We start from the raw sequence: 16,636 nt of genomic DNA, 5'->3' as shown, positions 1-16,636 counted from the left end.
CATGCGAGCGGAAATCGAGAATGTCGTCGACGAAATCAAGCAGGCCATAAGCCTGCTGAGGAGGCATCTTTGACTGGGACCAGGCGATAAGACGACTGGACTGGTTGAACAACAAGGCCGAGGATCCCAACCTGTGGAACGACCCGCAGGAGGCGCAGAAGCTGATGCGCGAGCGTCAGCAGCTCGACGAGGGCATCGCCGGCGTCAAGGCGATCGAGCAGCAGCTCAGGGATAATATCGAACTCATCGGGCTCGGTGAGGAAGAGGGCGACGACGATATCGTCTCGGAAGCCGAGGAAGCGCTGAAGGCGCTCAGGACCGAGGCCGCGCGCAAGCAGGTCGAGGCCATGCTTTCCGGCGAGGCCGACGGCAACGATACCTATCTTGAAGTCCATTCCGGCGCCGGCGGCACCGAAAGCCAGGACTGGGCGAACATGCTGCTGCGCATGTACACCCGCTGGGCGGAGCGCTCCGGTTTCAAGGTGGAACTGCTGGAAGTCCACGACGGAGAAGAGGCCGGCATCAAGTCGGCGACGATCCTCGTCAAGGGGCATAACGCCTATGGCTGGCTGAAGACCGAATCGGGCGTGCACCGGCTGGTGCGTATCTCGCCCTATGACAGCAATGCCCGCCGCCACACGTCGTTTTCCTCGATCTGGATCTATCCGGTGGTCGACGATTCGATCAATGTCGAGGTTAACGAGAGCGATTGCCGCATCGATACCTACCGCTCGTCCGGCGCGGGTGGCCAGCACGTCAATACGACCGATTCGGCGGTGCGCATCACGCATATTCCGACGGGAATCGTCGTCGCCTGCCAGCAGGAACGCTCCCAGCACAAGAACCGGGCCAAGGCCTGGGACATGCTGCGCGCGCGCCTTTACGAGGCGGAACTGAAGAAGCGCGAGGAAGCGGCCAACGCCGAATCGGCCTCGAAGACCGATATCGGCTGGGGCCACCAGATTCGTTCCTATGTGCTTCAGCCGTACCAGCTCGTGAAGGACCTGCGCACCGGTGTCGAAAGCACTGCGCCGTCCGACGTTCTGGATGGAGATCTGGACGAGTTCATGGAAGCCGCCCTGGCGCATCGCGTCAACGGCGGCAGCGGCGCCGCGGTCGACGACCTGGCCTGATCTCGCTCCAGACCGAACGACAGGCGGGCGCTTCGGCGCCCGTTTGCATTTCGGGAGCGCCGGTCTCCCCGGACGGAAATCCCGTCCGTTCAGTTGGTCGCCCGCTCGACCCGGATCTCGCCGAGATCGTCGATCAGCACGGTCCAGCTTTCCGGCTCGACCGTTTGCGGATCCGTCTTGAGATAGACGGTGGCGAAGAGCCCGGCCTGCCGGGTGATGCCGGTGGAATTCTCCGGACGGATATCCGTGACATAGGGCTTCATGGCCGAAAACTCCTCCAGCACGGTGGAGGAGGTGATGGACGGCCCTTCGGGCGTCGCCTCGATCTGCTGGAGATGCACTTCAGCCGTGCCGTCCGGCTGGCGTTCGGCGATGAGCTTGTAATAGCCGCGCCGCATCGCCGATGGCTGATCGGCTTCGCTCTCGCCATCCGTCTCGTCCGGCTCCTCCCAGAAGCCGGTGCTGACGACGAAGATGACGGATGCCGGCACGGGGGAATTCTCCTGCGCCGTCGCCGGGGCGGAGAGGACGGGCAGGGCGGCAAGCGCGGCAAGCAGCAGGAGACGGATCATGGCGGAACGGACTTTCTCGTCGGGTCGGCAGGAGCGGCGGGCTGCCGCCATGGCTTCAATGATCGAATTGTTCGGCAAGAATACGATCCGACCAGGAATGATCCGGATCCGACAGGATCCGGGCTTCGGTATCGCGCGATTCGGCGATATGGACGCTGGTCACGGATTTCACTTCCGTATTGTCGGCAACGGCGTTGACCGGCCGTTTCTCCGCCTCCAGCACTTCGATGTCTACGGTCACCTTGTTGGGCAGCAGCGCGCCGCGCCAGCGGCGCGGACGGAACGGGCTGACCGGCGTCATGGCGAGCAGCGGTGCTTCCAGCGGCAGGATCGGGCCGTGCGCGGAGAGATTATAGGCGGTCGAGCCCGCGGGAGTGGCCAGCAGCAGGCCGTCGCAGATGAGTTCCTCCAGACGCACCCGCCCGTCGACGCTCACGCGCAGCTTGGCGGCCTGATAGGACTGCCGGAACACATAGATCTCGTTGATCGCCAGCGCGCGCCGCCTCTGGCCGCTGACGTCCTCCGTGATCATTTCCAGCGGACGGAACGCATTTTCGATGGACCCGGCGATGCGCTCCAGGAGGTTCGTGCTGTCATAACGGTTCATCAGGAAGCCGACGGAGCCGCGATTCATGCCGTAGACGGGCTTGCCGGAATTCATGGTGGTATGCAGCGTCTGCAGCATGAAGCCGTCGCCGCCGAGCGCCACGATGATATCGGCCTGCTCGGGATCGGCATTGCCGTAGATGCCGATCAGTTCCTGCCGGGCTTCCTGCGCTTCGTACGTCTGGGAGGCGACGAAGGAAATGGATTTGAAGTCTCGCGTCATCCCGCCGGTCCGCATCCTCTTGCAAGCGTCGCCTGTCCCGGCGGATCATGCGGAGATATTCGCCATTTGCAACAGGAACTTAGTTCCGCCCATCGGCATTCTCCCTGAAACAATAAAATTCGGGAGGGCACGATGAGCGGAGCCGGTTATCCGGGCGGGCCGTTTGGCGCTCGCGGCGACGGGCTCAGGGCGTCCCTCGTCGCGGCCATCGCCTATGATCCGATCTGTTCCGGCTCGCGGATCGAAGTTTCACTGGAGCCGCAAGCGGTTGTCCTGTCCGGTTTCGCCACGCCGGAAGCCGCGCAGAGGGCGCGGGAGATCGTTCTGTCCATCGTCGGACCGATCTCGATCTGGGATCGCATGATCTGGCTTCATCCGCCCTGAGAACGCAACCGGTGCGACGGTTTCCCTGACAGCCAAAGCGAGGCTGCCGGTTGCGATAAGTCTCTGAAACCAGGGAATTTTTGGTGCCCCCACCAGGACTCGAACCCGGGACCCCCTGATTACAAATCAGGTGCTCTACCAACTGAGCTATAAGGGCGCTCCGACAGGGAGTTATCATAAATCGGGCGGCTGTAAAGGGAAAAAGGCCGGGTCAGATGGACCAGTCGGCCGACAGCAGCGAGGCGACGGCCATTTCCTGGCAGCGTTGCATGGAGCGGGGCAGATATTTGGCGAGGTAGTCGATCAGCGCCCGCACCGCCGGCAGCATGCCGTGCCGGGACGTGAAAACCGCATGGACCGTCGCCTCGGTCGAGGACCATTCCGGCAGGACCGGCGAAAGCAGCCCGGCGCGAAAGCCCCGTTCGACGATGATGTCCGGCAACAGCGCAAGGCCGATACCGGCGACGGCGGCGCGCTCCAGAATGGTGAAATCCGAACAGGTGAGCACGGGATCGTGCGGAATGTCGCGGGCCTCGCCATCCGCGTTGACGAGCGTCCAGGTCGGCTTCGACCTGTTTTCCTGCATGGAGAGCGTGGGCAGGCGGGAGATCGCATCGAAGGTGACAGGGCCATGTCGATCGAGGAACTGCGGGCTTGCGGCCAGATAGCGGCGCGTCCCGCCAAAGCGGCGCACCACCAGCGACTGGTCCATCTCGTAGCCCTCGCGCACCCGCAGCGCGATGTCGATCCTCTCCTCGATGAGATCCACCGGCCGGCCGGTGACGATGACGGACAGCCTGACTTGCGGATGGCTCTTCATGAAGGCCGGCAGGATATCCGCCACCGCCGGCGCGAAACCCGGCGGCACGGCGATGCGGACCGTACCGGTCGGCTCGGCCTTCGCCACCGCCACCACCGCTTCGGCCGCCTCGACGCCCGCCAGCACCGCCTCGCAGCGTTCGTAGAAGGCCTGGCCGACATCCGTGATGTTCAGCTTGCGCGTGGAGCGCTCGATGAGCCGCACGCCAAGGCGCTGTTCCAGCGTCGCGATCCGCTTGCTGATCCTCGACTTCGGTATGCCGAGCGCCTTGGCCGCCGCCGTGAAGCCATGATGGCGCACCACGGCTGCATAAAGCGCAAGATCGTTGAGGTCCTGCATGTCCGGTCTCCTGTTCGGCCCGTCTCAGAGCGCCTGACAAAACCTCATGGGATCGGCTGGCCGGTTCTTCTCGTCGCCCGCCGTGTCGTCAATCCTCAGCCGATGCCTCCGGCATCGACGGCGGTCGGGTCCTTGCAGGCGAACGAAAATCCTTCGGCTATTCTCCGCCCGGAGGTTTTGTCAGCTACTCTTATTGTTTCCTGTAGGAAACGGTCAATTGGATATTTGCCGTCTTATAATGCGATTGTTTTTGTAACATATGCGGTGCACCACAACCCAAAACAGGTGCATTTCATGAAGACCCTCCATATCGATTCCGGAATTCTCGGAGAAAACTCCGTGTCCCGCCGCCTTACTGCAGCGGCGGTGGCGCAGTTGCGCGCGGAGAATTCCGAAATGACCGTCCTCTATCGGGATCTCGTCGCCCGTCCGCTTGCCCATTTGTCGGGTACGCACCTCGCTGCGGCCAACGCGCCGGCGGCGGAGGTGGACGCGGACACGGCGGCCGATGTCGCCGAAAGCCATGCCGTGCTTGAGGAGTTCCTGGCGGCGGATACGATCGTCATCGGCGCCCCCATGTATAATTTCTCCCTGCCGAGCCAGCTCAAGGCGTGGATCGACCGCATCGCCGTCGCCGGAAAGACCTTCCGCTATACGGCGGACGGGCCGGAGGGGCTGGCGAAGGGCAAGCGGGTGATCATCCTTTCCACCCGTGGCGGCCTTTACAGCGTCGGCCCGGCCTCCGCGATGGACCATCAGGAGAGCTACCTTCGCACGGTTTTCGGCTTCATCGGGATCGATGACGTGCAGATCGTGCGCGCTGAGGGGTTGAACCTGAGCGCCGATTCGAAACTGGCGGCGATTTCCGAGGCCGAGCGCGTCATCTCGGGCGCCGAACCCATGAAGCAGACCGGCTGATCGCCGGTCGGGCGGCGATGTGGCCGGACAGGCCGCTCCGTCCCGTGGGCCGATCCGCCTTGCGCGCGGGTCGTCTCAGCCGGTGGCTTCCGCCAGGAAACGGCGCGAGGCGTAAAGGGCGATCGCCGCCGCATTCGAGACGTTGAGGGACTTGATGGCGCCCGGCATGTCGAGCCGGGCGAGCGCCTTGCAGGTCGCGCGCGTCTTCTGGCGCAGGCCCTTGCCCTCCGAGCCCATGACGAGGGCGATTCGCTTGCCCGAAAGCGTGCCTTCGAGCGGCGCCGGCCCTTCCGAATCGAGCCCGACGGTCAGGAAGCCGAGCCGGTGGAGTTCCTCCAGCGCTTCGGCCAGATTGGTGATCTGGATATAGGGAATGAGTTCCAGCGCGCCGGAGGCCGTCTTGGCGAGCACGCCCGATTCGGCCGGTGAGTGGCGTTGCGTCGTGATGACCCCGCCGGCGTTGAAGGCGACAGCCGAGCGCATGATGGCGCCGACGTTGTGCGGGTCGGTCACCTGGTCGAGGACGAGGAGCAGGGGGCTGTCCTTCAGCGCCTCCAGCCGGCGAACGGGCAGGGGGCGCGTTTCCAGCATCACTCCCTGATGGATCGCCTCGGGACCGAGCGCCCGGTCGAGATCCGACGGCAAGACGCTTTCGACCGGATAGGGCAGCGTTGCGGGATCGGGCAGGCCGAGCCGCTGGGCGGCATTCAGCGTCACCGAAAGGCGGAGGATCTCGCGCTCGGGATTGTCGAGCGCCGCCCGGACCGTATGCAGCCCGTAGAGGCGCACCTCATCGGCAGCGACGGCCGGCGCCTTCCAGTTTTCTGCCTGCTTGCGGCGGCGGTCGTCCCGGGGCGTGGGAATCTCGCCGCGTTCGCGCCGCTGGTCGCGGTACGTACGGCGCAGCTTGGCGTAATGGGTGTCCTTGGCGGAGCGGCCGCCGGTCTCGTCCTTGCTCATGCAGACCTTATAACGGTCCTTGCGGGCGGCGCAAATGCCGACATGCGCCGGCGCTGTCGCCGCTTTGTGTTTTTCCCATATTTTTCCGTAGCCTCGTGTTGACAGGATGATTTCGTCCGGTCATATACCGCGCCAGATCGAAGACACCGGGGCTCACGGCAGCGGCTCTTCCGATCGATGCCTGGTCGCTTGGTCCCGACGAAATATGGAGGGATGCCCGAGTGGTTAAAGGGGACGGACTGTAAATCCGTTGGCTTCGCCTACGTTGGTTCAAATCCAACTCCCTCCACCATTTCGTCAGCAGGATCAAAGACCCGCGGGTATAGCTCAATGGTAGAGCAGCAGCCTTCCAAGCTGAATACGCGGGTTCGATTCCCGCTACCCGCTCCAACAAACTCCCTTCTTGTCGCTGCTATCCATCCCGTCGTCGGGCGATGGTTTTTCCGCAGGGGCGATGATAGGCTTTTGCGTCTATCGTCCTGATCGGTCCATGCTTGCGGAACCATTTGTCCACGCGCGGAGTTGCTGGCGATCTGACAGGAGAAACGGATGCGACAGATCGGAAACCTCTTGCTTCTCGCGGGTGCCCTCATGCTCGCCGGCTGTGTGGCGTCGACGTCCTCGCCGGTTCTGGAGCCGATCCCGGGAAGCATCACCTATAATGGCCAGCCCCGCACGAAGCTGACGAAATCCCCCGTCGGCAGCACGTTCGAGCATCGTTTCACCGCTCCTGTCGGGCGGGAGTATGTCGAGCGCTACCGGATTCGTCCGGATCGGTCGCTGGAGATCATTTCCCGGCGCCGGATTGATATCATCCCCGGTTTCTACCGCTAGAGGGCAGGGGCGCCGGTCCTGCCGGGCGGCCGTGTTTCGCCGGGGTGTCGCCCCGGGAAAGCGATTCGGAAGCGTGGTGTTTTGGAAAATCCGGCCCGACGCCACGCGTTTGCGGCGGATTTTCCCGCGCATTAAGGCTTGCGCATTCTTTTCGAAAGCCTTAAACGGCTGCCAAACCGGAAAGGCCGGTTAGCCTATTGTTCGTTCACAGGAATTAAAAGACATGGCAAAAGGTAAATTCGAGCGCACGAAGCCTCACGTAAACATCGGCACGATCGGCCACGTCGACCATGGCAAGACGTCGACGACGGCTGCGATCACGAAGTTCTTCGGCGAGTTCAAGGCGTATGAGCAGATCGACGCAGCGCCGGAAGAGAAGGCTCGCGGGATCACGATTTCGACGTCGCACGTCGAATACGAGACGCCGAACCGCCACTATGCGCATGTCGACTGCCCCGGCCACGCCGACTATGTGAAGAACATGATCACCGGCGCGGCGCAGATGGACGGCGCGATCCTGGTGGTTTCGGCCGCCGACGGCCCGATGCCGCAGACGCGCGAGCACATTCTCCTGGCCCGCCAGGTCGGCGTTCCGGCGATCGTGGTGTTCCTGAACAAGGTCGACCAGGTCGACGACGCCGAGCTTCTGGAGCTTGTCGAGCTCGAGGTTCGCGAACTGCTGTCGTCCTACGAATTCCCGGGCGACGACGTTCCGATCATCAAGGGTTCGGCGCTTGCCGCGCTTGAAGGCTCGAACAAGGAAATCGGCGAAGACGCGATCCGCGCGCTGATGGCGGCCGTCGACGAATACATCCCGACGCCGGAGCGTCCGATCGACCAGCCGTTCCTGATGCCGATCGAGGACGTGTTCTCGATCTCGGGCCGCGGCACGGTTGTGACGGGCCGCGTCGAGCGTGGCATCGTCAAGGTCGGCGAGGAAATCGAGATCGTCGGTATCCGTCCGACGACGAAGACGACCTGCACGGGCGTCGAGATGTTCCGCAAGCTGCTCGACCAGGGCCAGGCCGGCGACAACATCGGCGCGCTGCTTCGCGGCGTCGGCCGTGAAGGCGTCGAGCGCGGGCAGATCCTGTGCAAGCCGGGTTCGGTCAAGCCGCACAAGAAGTTCAAGGCGGAAGCCTACATCCTGACGAAGGAAGAAGGCGGCCGTCATACGCCGTTCTTCACGAACTACCGTCCGCAGTTCTACTTCCGCACGACGGACGTGACGGGGATCGTTACGCTTCCGGAAGGCACGGAAATGGTGATGCCGGGCGACAACGTGACGGTCGACGTGGAGCTGATCGTTCCGATCGCGATGGAAGAAAAGCTGCGCTTCGCCATCCGCGAAGGCGGCCGCACCGTCGGCGCCGGCATCGTCGCTTCGATCGTCGAGTGACGATCGAAGTGCGGTGATGCCGCACGTCTGCCGACGGAAACAGGAATGTGCAAATGGCGCGTGAGCGCGATTTGCACGCGGCGCCGGCATCGTCGCTTCGATCGTCGAGTAAGCAGCAGGCCGGCTAAGGCCGCTGTTACGAACAAGGCCCCTGCGGGAAACCGCGGGGGCTTTTTTATATTCCTTCCGGTTTCCGGGGGCCGCGAAAAGACGGGGCAGGGGAGCGCTTCCGGGTGTTGGTCCGGGCCTTTGCCGAAAGGACTGACTTATTACGGAAAATGCGCGTTTCGCACTTGCCAAGCGCCGCGGCGCGCCGTAAAGACGCCATGCCTTGGCTGGCGGCGGCGGTTCGTCTTCTCCGGTCTGGTCATAGGGGTATAGCTCAGTTGGTAGAGCGGCGGTCTCCAAAACCGCAGGTCGGGGGTTCGAGCCCCTCTGCCCCTGCCATCCGGCCGGTCAGCGCGGGAAGCGTGCAGCGGCGGTCGACGTGGCATGGCGGAAGCATCCGCCTAAATTCATGAAAAGCCCGGTTGCCCCTTGTGGAAATACGAATCGGGCTTTATGTAGGGCACAACAGACACGCGGTGCGTGGGGCTGAGATTTCAGCTTTACGCGCCGTAATGGCGTGGGCATTCAATGGCATCTAAAACGAATCCGATAGCGTTTCTCCAGCAGGTTCGCTCTGAAACGTCGAAAGTGACCTGGCCGTCGCGGCGTGAGACGATGATCTCCACCATCATGGTTCTGGTCATGGCTTTTCTCGCCGCGCTGTTTTTCTTTGCGTCGGACCAGTTGATCGGCTGGGTGATCGGGCTCGTCCTGAACGTCGGCGCGTGATTGGTTGGAGATGAACATGGCTTCGCGTTGGTACATCGTCCACGCCTATTCGAATTTCGAGAAGAAGGTCGCCGAGGATATCGAGAACAAGGCCCGCCAGAAGGGTCTCGATCATCTCTTCGAGAAGATTCTCGTTCCGACCGAGAAGGTCGTCGAGATCCGTCGCGGCCGCAAGGTGGATTCCGAGCGCAAGTTCTTCCCCGGCTACGTGCTGGTGCGGGCGAACCTGACGGATGAGGTCTATCACTTGATCAAGACCACGCCGCGCGTCACGGGTTTCCTCGGTTCGGACAACAAGCCGGTTCCGATCCCGGATTCGGAAGCCGAGCGTATCCTGTCGCAGGTCCAGGACGGCGTCGAGCGGCCGAAGCCCTCGGTCTCCTTCGAGATCGGAGAGCAGGTCCGGGTGTCCGACGGTCCCTTCGCCTCATTCAACGGCATCGTTCAGGATGTCGACGAGGAGCGTTCGCGGCTCAAGGTGGAGGTGTCGATCTTCGGTCGCGCCACGCCCGTGGAATTGGAATACAGCCAGGTCGAGAAGACCTGATCCGCTGGTGGGCGGCGCTATGGCGCCGCCGCCGGGAATTCGGCGTCTCCGGGCGCCGGTGGCGGTGATCCGCCAATCGCGTGGAAGGCCGGGCGACCTTCAAGCCGGGCGTGCCGGCCGTACCACGCAACCGCAGCCGCCGGCCTTCTGGTCGGCATCGAGGGCCGGGCGACCGGCCGCACAGTGAAAGGCAGAGAGAAATGGCTAAGAAAGTAGCAGGCCAGCTCAAGCTGCAGGTAAACGCCGGCGCGGCAAATCCGTCGCCGCCGATCGGACCTGCGCTCGGTCAGCGTGGCATCAACATCATGGAATTCTGCAAGGCGTTCAATGCCGCCACGCAGGAAATGGAAAAGGGAATGCCGATCCCGGTCGTCATCACCTATTACCAGGACAAGTCCTTCACCTTCATCATGAAGCAGCCGCCGATGACGTATCTGCTGAAGAAGGAAGCGAAGATCCAGTCCGGCTCGAAGACGCCGGGCAAGGGCGCGGCGATCGGCACGATCACCAGGGCCCAGGTCAAGACGATCGCCGAAGCAAAGATGAAGGATCTCAACGCCGCCGATATCGAAGGCGCAATGGCGATGGTCGAGGGCTCCGCCCGCGCCATGGGCCTGGAAGTGGTAGGTTGACCATGGCCAAAATCGCAAAGCGTATTCAGAAGACCCGTGAAGGCGTGGATCCGGTCAGGCTCTACGACATTTCCGAGGCTATCGCGCTCGTCAAGGAACGCGCCACCGCCAAGTTCGATGAAACCGTCGAAGTCGCCATGAACCTCGGGGTTGACCCGCGCCATGCCGACCAGATGGTTCGCGGCGTCGTCAATCTGCCGAACGGCACGGGCCGCGACGTTCGCGTCGCCGTTTTCGCCCGTGGCGCCAAGGCGGACGAAGCCAAGGCTGCCGGCGCGGATATCGTCGGTGCGGAAGACCTGCTCGAAATCGTCCAGGGCGGCAAGATCGATTTCGATCGTTGCATCGCCACGCCGGACATGATGCCGCTGGTCGGTCGTCTCGGCAAGGTTCTCGGCCCCCGCGGCATGATGCCGAACCCGAAGGTCGGCACGGTGACCATGGATGTCGCCGGCGCCGTCAAGGCGTCCAAGGGCGGCGCCGTCGAGTTCCGCGTCGAGAAGGCCGGTATCGTCCATGCGGGCGTCGGCAAGGCTTCCTTCGACGCCAAGGCGCTTGAAGAGAACATCAAGGCTTTCGCCGATGCCGTCATCAAGGCGAAGCCGACCGGCGCGAAGGGCAACTACGTCAAGCGTGTCGCCATTTCGTCCACGATGGGACCGGGCGTCAAGATCGACCTGGCGACGCTCACCGTCGCCTGATCGTGGTCCGGCCCCGACCGGAGCACGTATAGAATTCCCGGCCTTCGGGCCGGGGATTTCCGGGGCAACCCGGAACTCCTGTCCGAGATTGCAGGTGGTTATCCCTTAATCACTTTGCCTGCATGAGACGGGTAAGACCCGCAATTCAGGCGTCGGATGACGCGGAATTCGGTTCGAACCTACCTTGCCTTGTGCCGCGGCTTTGCAGAAAGCCGAGCGCGAGGGGACAGGATCCTCGAGCGTCGCTCGGGATCTTCCGATCAGGCGGATCCCTGGCGGCAAAGGCAAACCCGGCAGGTCCCCCGTGAGTTTTCACGGATCCTGCCAACTGGAGATAGGCAGTGGAAAGAGCGGAAAAACGCGAATTCGTCACGGAGCTGAACGGGGTCTTCAAGGCTTCCGGCTCGGTTGTCGTGGCCCGCTATGCCGGTATCACCGTTTCGCAGATGAACGATCTTCGTTCGAAGATGCGTGCTGCGGGCGGTACCGTCAAGGTCGCGAAGAACCGCCTGGCCAAAATCGCCCTTCAGGGTACGGAGTCGGAAGGGATGTCTGATCTCTTCCAGGGTCAGACGCTGATCGCTTACAGCGACGACCCGATCACGGCTCCCAAGGTTGCCATGGATTTCGCCAAGACCAACGACAAGCTCGTTGTTCTCGGCGGCGCCATGGGCTCGACCACGCTCGACGCGGAAGCTGTCAAGTCGCTTGCGACGCTGCCTTCGCTCGACGAGCTTCGCGCAAAGCTTCTGGGCCTGCTTGCAGCCCCGGCAACGCGCGTCGCCACGGTCACGGCCGCACCGGCAAGCCAGCTTGCCCGCGTGTTCGCAGCCTACGCCAAGAAGGACGAAGCCGCTTGAGGCGGTTTTTCGCTGTAAATCAGAAATACCAGTTCGAACCGAATATAAGGACTTAAGAAAATGGCTGATCTCGCAAAGATCGTTGAAGAACTCTCGTCGCTGACCGTTCTGGAAGCTGCTGAGCTTTCCAAGCTTCTCGAAGAGAAGTGGGGCGTTTCGGCTGCTGCTCCGGTCGCCGTTGCCGCTGCTGGCGGTGGCGCTGCTCCGGCTGCTGCCGAAGAAGAAAAGACCGAGTTCGACGTTATCCTGGTGGACGCTGGCGCCAACAAGATCAACGTCATCAAGGAAGTCCGCGCCATCACCGGTCTTGGCCTCAAGGAAGCCAAGGATCTCGTCGAAGGCGCGCCGAAGGCGGTCAAGGAAGCTGTTTCCAAGGCCGAAGCCGCTGACCTCAAGAAGAAGCTTGAGGACGCCGGCGCCAAGGTCGACGTCAAGTAATACCGGAATGCGCTGGGGGAGGGCTTCGGTCCTCTCCCTTCGACGCTTCCAGCGAACTGATTACCCAAAAGCCGCGAAAACCGGCTTTTGGGTAATGGGTTCTTCAAGAGGATGGTCTTCCGCCAGGCGAATGTGGCAATCCGGCCCGTCGCCCGGCTGGCGAGACGAGTTTGAACCAACCCATTGATCGACGGGATCGCCTGGCCAGCGAACCCCGTCCGTTGCAGGCCCGGATGCAAAAATTTGAAGGAGCGACGATGGCTCAGACCCTTTCGTTTAACGGTCGCAGGCGCGTACGCAAGTTTTTTGGTAAAATCCCCGAAGTCGCGGAGATGCCGAACCTCATCGAGGTTCAGAAGGCGTCCTACGACCAGTTCCTGATGGTTGAAGAGCCCGCCGGCGGACGTCCGGACGAGGGCCTTCAGTCGGTTTTCAAGTCGGTTTTCCCGATCACCGACTTTTCCGGCGCATCCATGCTGGAATTCGTTTCCTACGAGTTCGAACAGCCGAAGTTCGACGTCGAGGAATGCCGCCAGCGCGACCTGACCTACGCCGCTCCCCTCAAGGTGACGCTGCGCCTCATCGTGTTCGATATCGACGAGGATACGGGCGCGAAGTCCGTCAAGGACATCAAGGAGCAGAACGTCTACATGGGCGACATGCCGCTCATGACGGACAACGGCACCTTTATCGTCAATGGCACCGAGCGCGTCATCGTCTCGCAGATGCACCGTTCGCCGGGCGTTTTCTTCGATCACGACAAGGGCAAGAGCCATTCCTCCGGCAAGCTGCTCTTTGCCGCCCGCGTCATCCCCTATCGCGGCTCCTGGCTGGACATCGAGTTCGACGCCAAGGACATCGTGCATGCCCGCATCGACCGCCGCCGCAAGATCCCCGCGACGTCGCTGCTGATGGCGCTCGGCATGGACGGCGAGGAAATCCTCTCGACCTTCTATACGCAGTCGCTCTACGAGCGTGACGGCGAAGGCTGGCGCGTTCCCTTCAACGCGGATGCGCTGAAGGGCCAGAAGGCCATTTCCGATCTCATCGACGCCGACACCGGCGAAGTGGTCGTCGAATCCGGCAAGAAGCTCACGCCGCGCCTGCTGCGCCAGCTCTCCGAGAAGGGCCTGAAGGCTCTCAAGGCGACCGACGACGACCTTTACGGCAACTATCTGGCGGAAGACCTCGTCAACAGCGAGACCGGCGAGGTCTACCTCGAAGCCGGCGACGAAATCGACGAGAAGACGCTGCCGGTCATTCTGACGGGCGGCCTCACGCAGCTTCCGATCCTCGATATCGACCATATCAATATCGGCGCCTACATCCGCAACACACTTGCCGCCGACAAGAACCAGAATCGTCAGGACGCGCTGTTCGACATCTACCGCGTCATGCGTCCGGGCGAGCCGCCGACCATGGAATCGGCGGAAGCCATGTTCAACACGCTGTTCTTCGATCCGGAGCGCTACGATCTTTCGGCCGTCGGCCGGGTGAAGATGAACATGCGTCTGGATGTCGACGCCGCGGACACCGTCCGCACGCTTCGCAAGGAGGATATTCTTGCGGTCGTGCGGATGCTGGTCGACCTGCGTGACGGCAAGGGCGAGATCGACGACATCGACAACCTCGGCAACCGGCGCGTGCGTTCGGTCGGCGAGCTGATGGAAAACCAGTATCGTCTCGGCCTCCTGCGCATGGAGCGCGCGATCAAGGAACGCATGTCCTCGATCGAGATCGACACGGTCATGCCGCAGGACCTGATCAATGCGAAGCCGGCGGCCGCCGCCGTGCGGGAGTTCTTCGGCTCCTCGCAGCTTTCGCAGTTCATGGACCAGGTGAACCCGCTTTCGGAAATCACCCACAAGCGCCGTCTTTCGGCTCTCGGCCCGGGCGGTCTGACCCGTGAGCGCGCAGGCTTCGAAGTCCGCGACGTTCACCCGACCCACTACGGCCGCATTTGCCCGATCGAGACGCCGGAAGGCCCGAACATCGGCCTGATCAACTCGCTTGCAACCTTCGCCCGCGTCAACAAGTACGGCTTCATCGAAAGCCCGTACCGCAAGATCGACGAGGGCAGGGTGACGAACGACGTGGTCTATCTCTCCGCCATGGAAGAGGCCAAGTACCATGTCGCGCAGGCCAACTCGATCCTGAACGACGACGGCTCCTTCGCCGAGGAATTCGTCGTCTGCCGGCACTCCGGCGAAGTCATGCTGGCGCCGCGCGACCAGATCAACCTGATGGACGTTTCGCCGAAGCAGCTCGTTTCGGTCGCGGCGGCGCTCATTCCGTTCCTTGAGAACGACGACGCCAACCGCGCGCTCATGGGGTCGAACATGCAGCGTCAGGCCGTCCCGCTCCTGCGGGCGGAAGCCCCCTTCGTCGGCACCGGCATGGAGCCGGTCGTGGCCCGCGATTCGGGCGCGGCGATCGCCGCCCGCCGCGGCGGCGTCGTCGACCAGGTCGATGCGACCCGTATCGTTATCCGCGCCACCGAGGACCTCGACCCGTCGAAGTCCGGCGTCGATATCTATCGCTTGCAGAAGTTCCAGCGTTCCAACCAGAACACCTGCGTCAACCAGCGCCCGCTGCTCAACGTCGGCGACGTGATCAACAAGGGTGACATCATCGCGGACGGTCCGTCGACCGACCTCGGCGACCTGGCGCTCGGCCGCAACGCGCTGGTCGCGTTCATGCCGTGGAACGGCTACAACTACGAGGACTCGATCCTTCTGTCCGAGCGCATCGTGAGTGATGACGTCTTCACCTCGATCCATATCGAGGAGTTCGAGGTCATGGCCCGCGACACCAAGCTCGGACCGGAGGAAATCACGCGCGACATTCCGAACGTTTCGGAAGAAGCGCTGAAGAACCTCGATGAAGCGGGCATCGTCTATATCGGCGCGGAAGTGCAGCCGGGTGACATTCTCGTCGGCAAGATCACGCCGAAGGGCGAAAGTCCGATGACGCCGGAAGAAAAGCTTCTGCGCGCCATCTTCGGCGAAAAGGCCTCCGACGTGCGCGACACGTCCATGCGCATGCCGCCCGGCACCTTCGGCACGATCGTCGAGGTTCGCGTCTTCAACCGCCACGGCGTGGAGAAGGACGAACGCGCGATGGCGATCGAGCGCGAGGAGATCGAGCGTCTGGCGAAGGACCGGGACGACGAGCAGGCGATCCTCGACCGTAACGTCTACGGCCGTCTGATCGACATGCTGCGCGGCCATGTTGCCGTCGCCGGCCCCAAGGGCTTCAAGAAGGGCACGGAACTGTCCAACGCCGTCGTCTCCGAATATCCCCGCTCGCAGTGGTGGATGTTCGCCGTCGAGGACGAGAAGGTCCAGGGCGAGATCGAGGCGCTTCGCGGCCAGTACGACGAATCCAAGTCGCGCCTTGAGCAGCGCTTCATGGACAAGGTCGAGAAGGTCCAGCGTGGCGACGAGATGCCTCCGGGCGTCATGAAGATGGTCAAGGTCTTCGTTGCCGTCAAACGCAAGATCCAGCCCGGCGACAAGATGGCCGGCCGTCACGGCAACAAGGGCGTCGTCTCCCGCATCGTTCCGGTCGAGGACATGCCGTTCCTTGAAGACGGCACCCATGTCGATGTCGTTCTCAATCCGCTCGGCGTGCCGTCACGCATGAACGTCGGCCAGATTCTGGAGACGCACCTCGGCTGGGCCTGCGCCGGCATGGGCAGGCAGATCGGCGAGATGCTCGACGCCTATAAGGCGGGTGGCGACATCAAGCCGCTGCGCGAGACGCTGGATCACGTCATGGGTTCGGGCGCCAAGGGCGAGCCGATCAAGGACTATGACGACGACTCCATCCTTCGCCTTGCGGAACAGACCCGCGGCGGCGTTTCGATCGCCACTCCGGTCTTCGACGGCGCCATCGAGAAGGACGTCAACGAGATGCTCGAGATCGCCGGCCTCAATGTCACCGGCCAGTCGACGCTCTATGACGGCCGCACCGGCGACGCCTTCGACCGCCAGGTCACGGTCGGCTACATCTACATGCTGAAGCTGAACCACCTCGTGGACGACAAGATCCATGCCCGTTCGATCGGTCCCTACTCGCTCGTTACCCAGCAGCCGCTGGGCGGCAAGGCGCAGTTCGGCGGCCAGCGCTTCGGGGAAATGGAGGTCTGGGCGCTCGAAGCCTACGGCGCCGCCTACACGTTGCAGGAAATGCTGACCGTGAAGTCGGACGACGTGGCGGGCCGCACCAAGGTCTATGAGGCGATCGTTCGTGGCGACGACACGTTCGAGGCGGGCATTCCGGAGAGCTTCAACGTTCTCGTCAAGGAAATGCGCTCCCTCGGCCTGTCGGTCGAACTCGAGAACTCCAAGGTCGACCAGGCGGCGGAAGCCGGCCAGCTTCCCGACGCGGCGGAATAAGCCTGACTAGGGTGCGCGCCCGAAAGGCGCGCA

The 16,636-nt window shown here is 62.9% G+C and carries 16 protein-coding genes and 4 tRNA genes; 15 read left to right on the top strand and 5 right to left on the bottom strand.

All coding sequences use genetic code 11. The features are described 5' to 3' along the window. Position 1 precedes the first annotated feature (1 nt). Positions 2–1,133, top strand: a protein-coding gene (gene prfB, locus KYK29_RS11420; RefSeq protein ID WP_254691020.1) for a peptide chain release factor 2 whose coding sequence is annotated in 2 segments (ribosomal slippage) — positions 2–70 and positions 72–1,133 — 1,131 coding nt in all. Because the reading frame shifts where the segments join, the coding sequence is not laid out codon by codon here. Positions 1,134–1,222: 89 nt separating this feature from the next. On the opposite strand, the gene KYK29_RS11415 is transcribed toward prfB, so the two are convergent. Together KYK29_RS11415 and KYK29_RS11410 are read right to left on the bottom strand one after the other, a co-directional pair. Then, a complete protein-coding gene (locus KYK29_RS11415; protein WP_254691274.1) occupies positions 1,223–1,705 on the bottom strand; it encodes a hypothetical protein in 483 nt (160 codons plus the stop codon). A 55-nt stretch (positions 1,706–1,760) separates the two neighbouring features. Next, the gene (locus tag KYK29_RS11410; RefSeq protein ID WP_254691019.1) at positions 1,761–2,534 is read right to left on the bottom strand and encodes an NAD kinase; all 774 of its coding nucleotides are present in this window, start codon (positions 2,532–2,534) and stop codon (positions 1,761–1,763) included. A 132-nt stretch (positions 2,535–2,666) separates the two neighbouring features. On the opposite strand from KYK29_RS11410, the gene KYK29_RS11405 reads away from it, so the two are divergent. Then, on the top strand, positions 2,667–2,918 hold the full coding sequence (locus tag KYK29_RS11405; RefSeq protein ID WP_254691018.1) for a BON domain-containing protein: 252 nt from the start codon (positions 2,667–2,669) through the stop codon (positions 2,916–2,918). An 81-nt stretch (positions 2,919–2,999) separates the two neighbouring features. Here KYK29_RS11405 and KYK29_RS11400 read toward each other — a convergent pair. Both KYK29_RS11400 and KYK29_RS11395 read right to left on the bottom strand, forming a co-directional pair. Next, a tRNA-Thr gene (locus KYK29_RS11400) sits at positions 3,000–3,075 on the bottom strand. Positions 3,076–3,129: 54 nt separating this feature from the next. After that, positions 3,130–4,077 (bottom strand): LysR family transcriptional regulator, encoded by a 948-nt coding sequence (locus tag KYK29_RS11395; protein WP_254691017.1) that lies wholly within the window; start codon positions 4,075–4,077, stop codon positions 3,130–3,132. Positions 4,078–4,371: 294 nt separating this feature from the next. Here KYK29_RS11395 and KYK29_RS11390 point away from each other — a divergent pair, with 294 nt between their 5' ends. Then, positions 4,372–4,995: an FMN-dependent NADH-azoreductase gene (locus KYK29_RS11390; RefSeq protein WP_254691016.1), complete on the top strand. Its 624-nt coding sequence runs from the start codon at positions 4,372–4,374 to the stop codon at positions 4,993–4,995. Positions 4,996–5,070: 75 nt separating this feature from the next. Here the strand turns inward: KYK29_RS11390 and KYK29_RS11385 are convergent, their stop codons facing one another. Then, entirely contained in the window at positions 5,071–5,955 is an 885-nt protein-coding gene (locus KYK29_RS11385) for a TrmH family RNA methyltransferase (RefSeq protein WP_254691015.1), read from the bottom strand. A gap of 207 nt (positions 5,956–6,162) precedes the next feature. Between KYK29_RS11385 and KYK29_RS11380 the strand changes: the two genes are divergently transcribed. The 12 genes from KYK29_RS11380 to rpoB all read left to right on the top strand — a co-directional run bounded on the left by KYK29_RS11380 (position 6,163) and on the right by rpoB (position 16,603). After that, a tRNA-Tyr gene (locus tag KYK29_RS11380) sits at positions 6,163–6,247 on the top strand. 24 nt (positions 6,248–6,271) lie between these two features. Beyond that, positions 6,272–6,345, top strand: a tRNA-Gly gene (locus KYK29_RS11375). A 159-nt stretch (positions 6,346–6,504) separates the two neighbouring features. After that, positions 6,505–6,789 carry a hypothetical protein gene (locus KYK29_RS11370; RefSeq protein ID WP_254691014.1) on the top strand — a complete coding sequence of 95 codons (285 nt, stop codon included), beginning with the start codon at positions 6,505–6,507 and terminating at the stop codon, positions 6,787–6,789. A 223-nt stretch (positions 6,790–7,012) separates the two neighbouring features. Further along, positions 7,013–8,188, top strand: coding sequence for an elongation factor Tu (gene tuf / locus KYK29_RS11365; RefSeq protein WP_254691001.1), 1,176 nt, complete (start codon positions 7,013–7,015; stop codon positions 8,186–8,188). 371 nt (positions 8,189–8,559) lie between these two features. Further along, positions 8,560–8,635 (top strand) — tRNA-Trp (locus tag KYK29_RS11360). Positions 8,636–8,824: 189 nt separating this feature from the next. Continuing rightward, positions 8,825–9,025 carry a preprotein translocase subunit SecE gene (secE, locus tag KYK29_RS11355; RefSeq protein WP_254691013.1) on the top strand — a complete coding sequence of 67 codons (201 nt, stop codon included), beginning with the start codon at positions 8,825–8,827 and terminating at the stop codon, positions 9,023–9,025. Positions 9,026–9,041: 16 nt separating this feature from the next. Next, a complete protein-coding gene (nusG, locus tag KYK29_RS11350; protein ID WP_254691012.1) occupies positions 9,042–9,572 on the top strand; it encodes a transcription termination/antitermination protein NusG in 531 nt (176 codons plus the stop codon). 200 nt (positions 9,573–9,772) lie between these two features. Next, entirely contained in the window at positions 9,773–10,204 is a 432-nt protein-coding gene (rplK, locus tag KYK29_RS11345; RefSeq protein ID WP_254691011.1) for a 50S ribosomal protein L11, read from the top strand. Positions 10,205–10,206: 2 nt separating this feature from the next. After that, complete coding sequence (gene rplA, locus KYK29_RS11340) at positions 10,207–10,905, top strand: 50S ribosomal protein L1 (RefSeq protein ID WP_254691010.1); 699 nt, start codon at positions 10,207–10,209, stop codon at positions 10,903–10,905. A 341-nt stretch (positions 10,906–11,246) separates the two neighbouring features. Beyond that, positions 11,247–11,765: a 50S ribosomal protein L10 gene (rplJ, locus tag KYK29_RS11335; protein ID WP_254691009.1), complete on the top strand. Its 519-nt coding sequence runs from the start codon at positions 11,247–11,249 to the stop codon at positions 11,763–11,765. A gap of 60 nt (positions 11,766–11,825) precedes the next feature. Then, positions 11,826–12,203 carry a 50S ribosomal protein L7/L12 gene (gene rplL / locus KYK29_RS11330; RefSeq protein WP_254691008.1) on the top strand — a complete coding sequence of 126 codons (378 nt, stop codon included), beginning with the start codon at positions 11,826–11,828 and terminating at the stop codon, positions 12,201–12,203. A 257-nt stretch (positions 12,204–12,460) separates the two neighbouring features. Continuing rightward, a complete protein-coding gene (rpoB, locus tag KYK29_RS11325) occupies positions 12,461–16,603 on the top strand; it encodes a DNA-directed RNA polymerase subunit beta (RefSeq protein WP_254691007.1) in 4,143 nt (1,380 codons plus the stop codon). The last annotated feature ends 33 nt before the right edge of the window (positions 16,604–16,636 follow it).

It is taken from the genome of Shinella daejeonensis (assembly GCF_024281235.1).
In the GTDB taxonomy this organism is placed as follows: domain Bacteria; phylum Pseudomonadota; class Alphaproteobacteria; order Rhizobiales; family Rhizobiaceae; genus Shinella; species Shinella daejeonensis.
Note: the sequence above shows the minus strand (reverse complement) of the source record. Positions and strands in the feature narration are given on the sequence as shown.

Coding starts and splice junctions, on each gene's coding strand:
- KYK29_RS11415 (WP_254691274.1), bottom strand. CDS start 1,705: ATGATCCGTCTCCTGCTGCTTGCCGCGCTTGCCGCCCTGCCCGTCCTC.
- KYK29_RS11410 (WP_254691019.1), bottom strand. CDS start 2,534: ATGACGCGAGACTTCAAATCCATTTCCTTCGTCGCCTCCCAGACGTAC.
- KYK29_RS11405 (WP_254691018.1), top strand. CDS start 2,667: ATGAGCGGAGCCGGTTATCCGGGCGGGCCGTTTGGCGCTCGCGGCGAC.
- KYK29_RS11395 (WP_254691017.1), bottom strand. CDS start 4,077: ATGCAGGACCTCAACGATCTTGCGCTTTATGCAGCCGTGGTGCGCCAT.
- KYK29_RS11390 (WP_254691016.1), top strand. CDS start 4,372: ATGAAGACCCTCCATATCGATTCCGGAATTCTCGGAGAAAACTCCGTG.
- KYK29_RS11385 (WP_254691015.1), bottom strand. CDS start 5,955: ATGAGCAAGGACGAGACCGGCGGCCGCTCCGCCAAGGACACCCATTAC.
- KYK29_RS11370 (WP_254691014.1), top strand. CDS start 6,505: ATGCGACAGATCGGAAACCTCTTGCTTCTCGCGGGTGCCCTCATGCTC.
- tuf (WP_254691001.1), top strand. CDS start 7,013: ATGGCAAAAGGTAAATTCGAGCGCACGAAGCCTCACGTAAACATCGGC.
- secE (WP_254691013.1), top strand. CDS start 8,825: ATGGCATCTAAAACGAATCCGATAGCGTTTCTCCAGCAGGTTCGCTCT.
- nusG (WP_254691012.1), top strand. CDS start 9,042: ATGGCTTCGCGTTGGTACATCGTCCACGCCTATTCGAATTTCGAGAAG.
- rplK (WP_254691011.1), top strand. CDS start 9,773: ATGGCTAAGAAAGTAGCAGGCCAGCTCAAGCTGCAGGTAAACGCCGGC.
- rplA (WP_254691010.1), top strand. CDS start 10,207: ATGGCCAAAATCGCAAAGCGTATTCAGAAGACCCGTGAAGGCGTGGAT.
- rplL (WP_254691008.1), top strand. CDS start 11,826: ATGGCTGATCTCGCAAAGATCGTTGAAGAACTCTCGTCGCTGACCGTT.
- rpoB (WP_254691007.1), top strand. CDS start 12,461: ATGGCTCAGACCCTTTCGTTTAACGGTCGCAGGCGCGTACGCAAGTTT.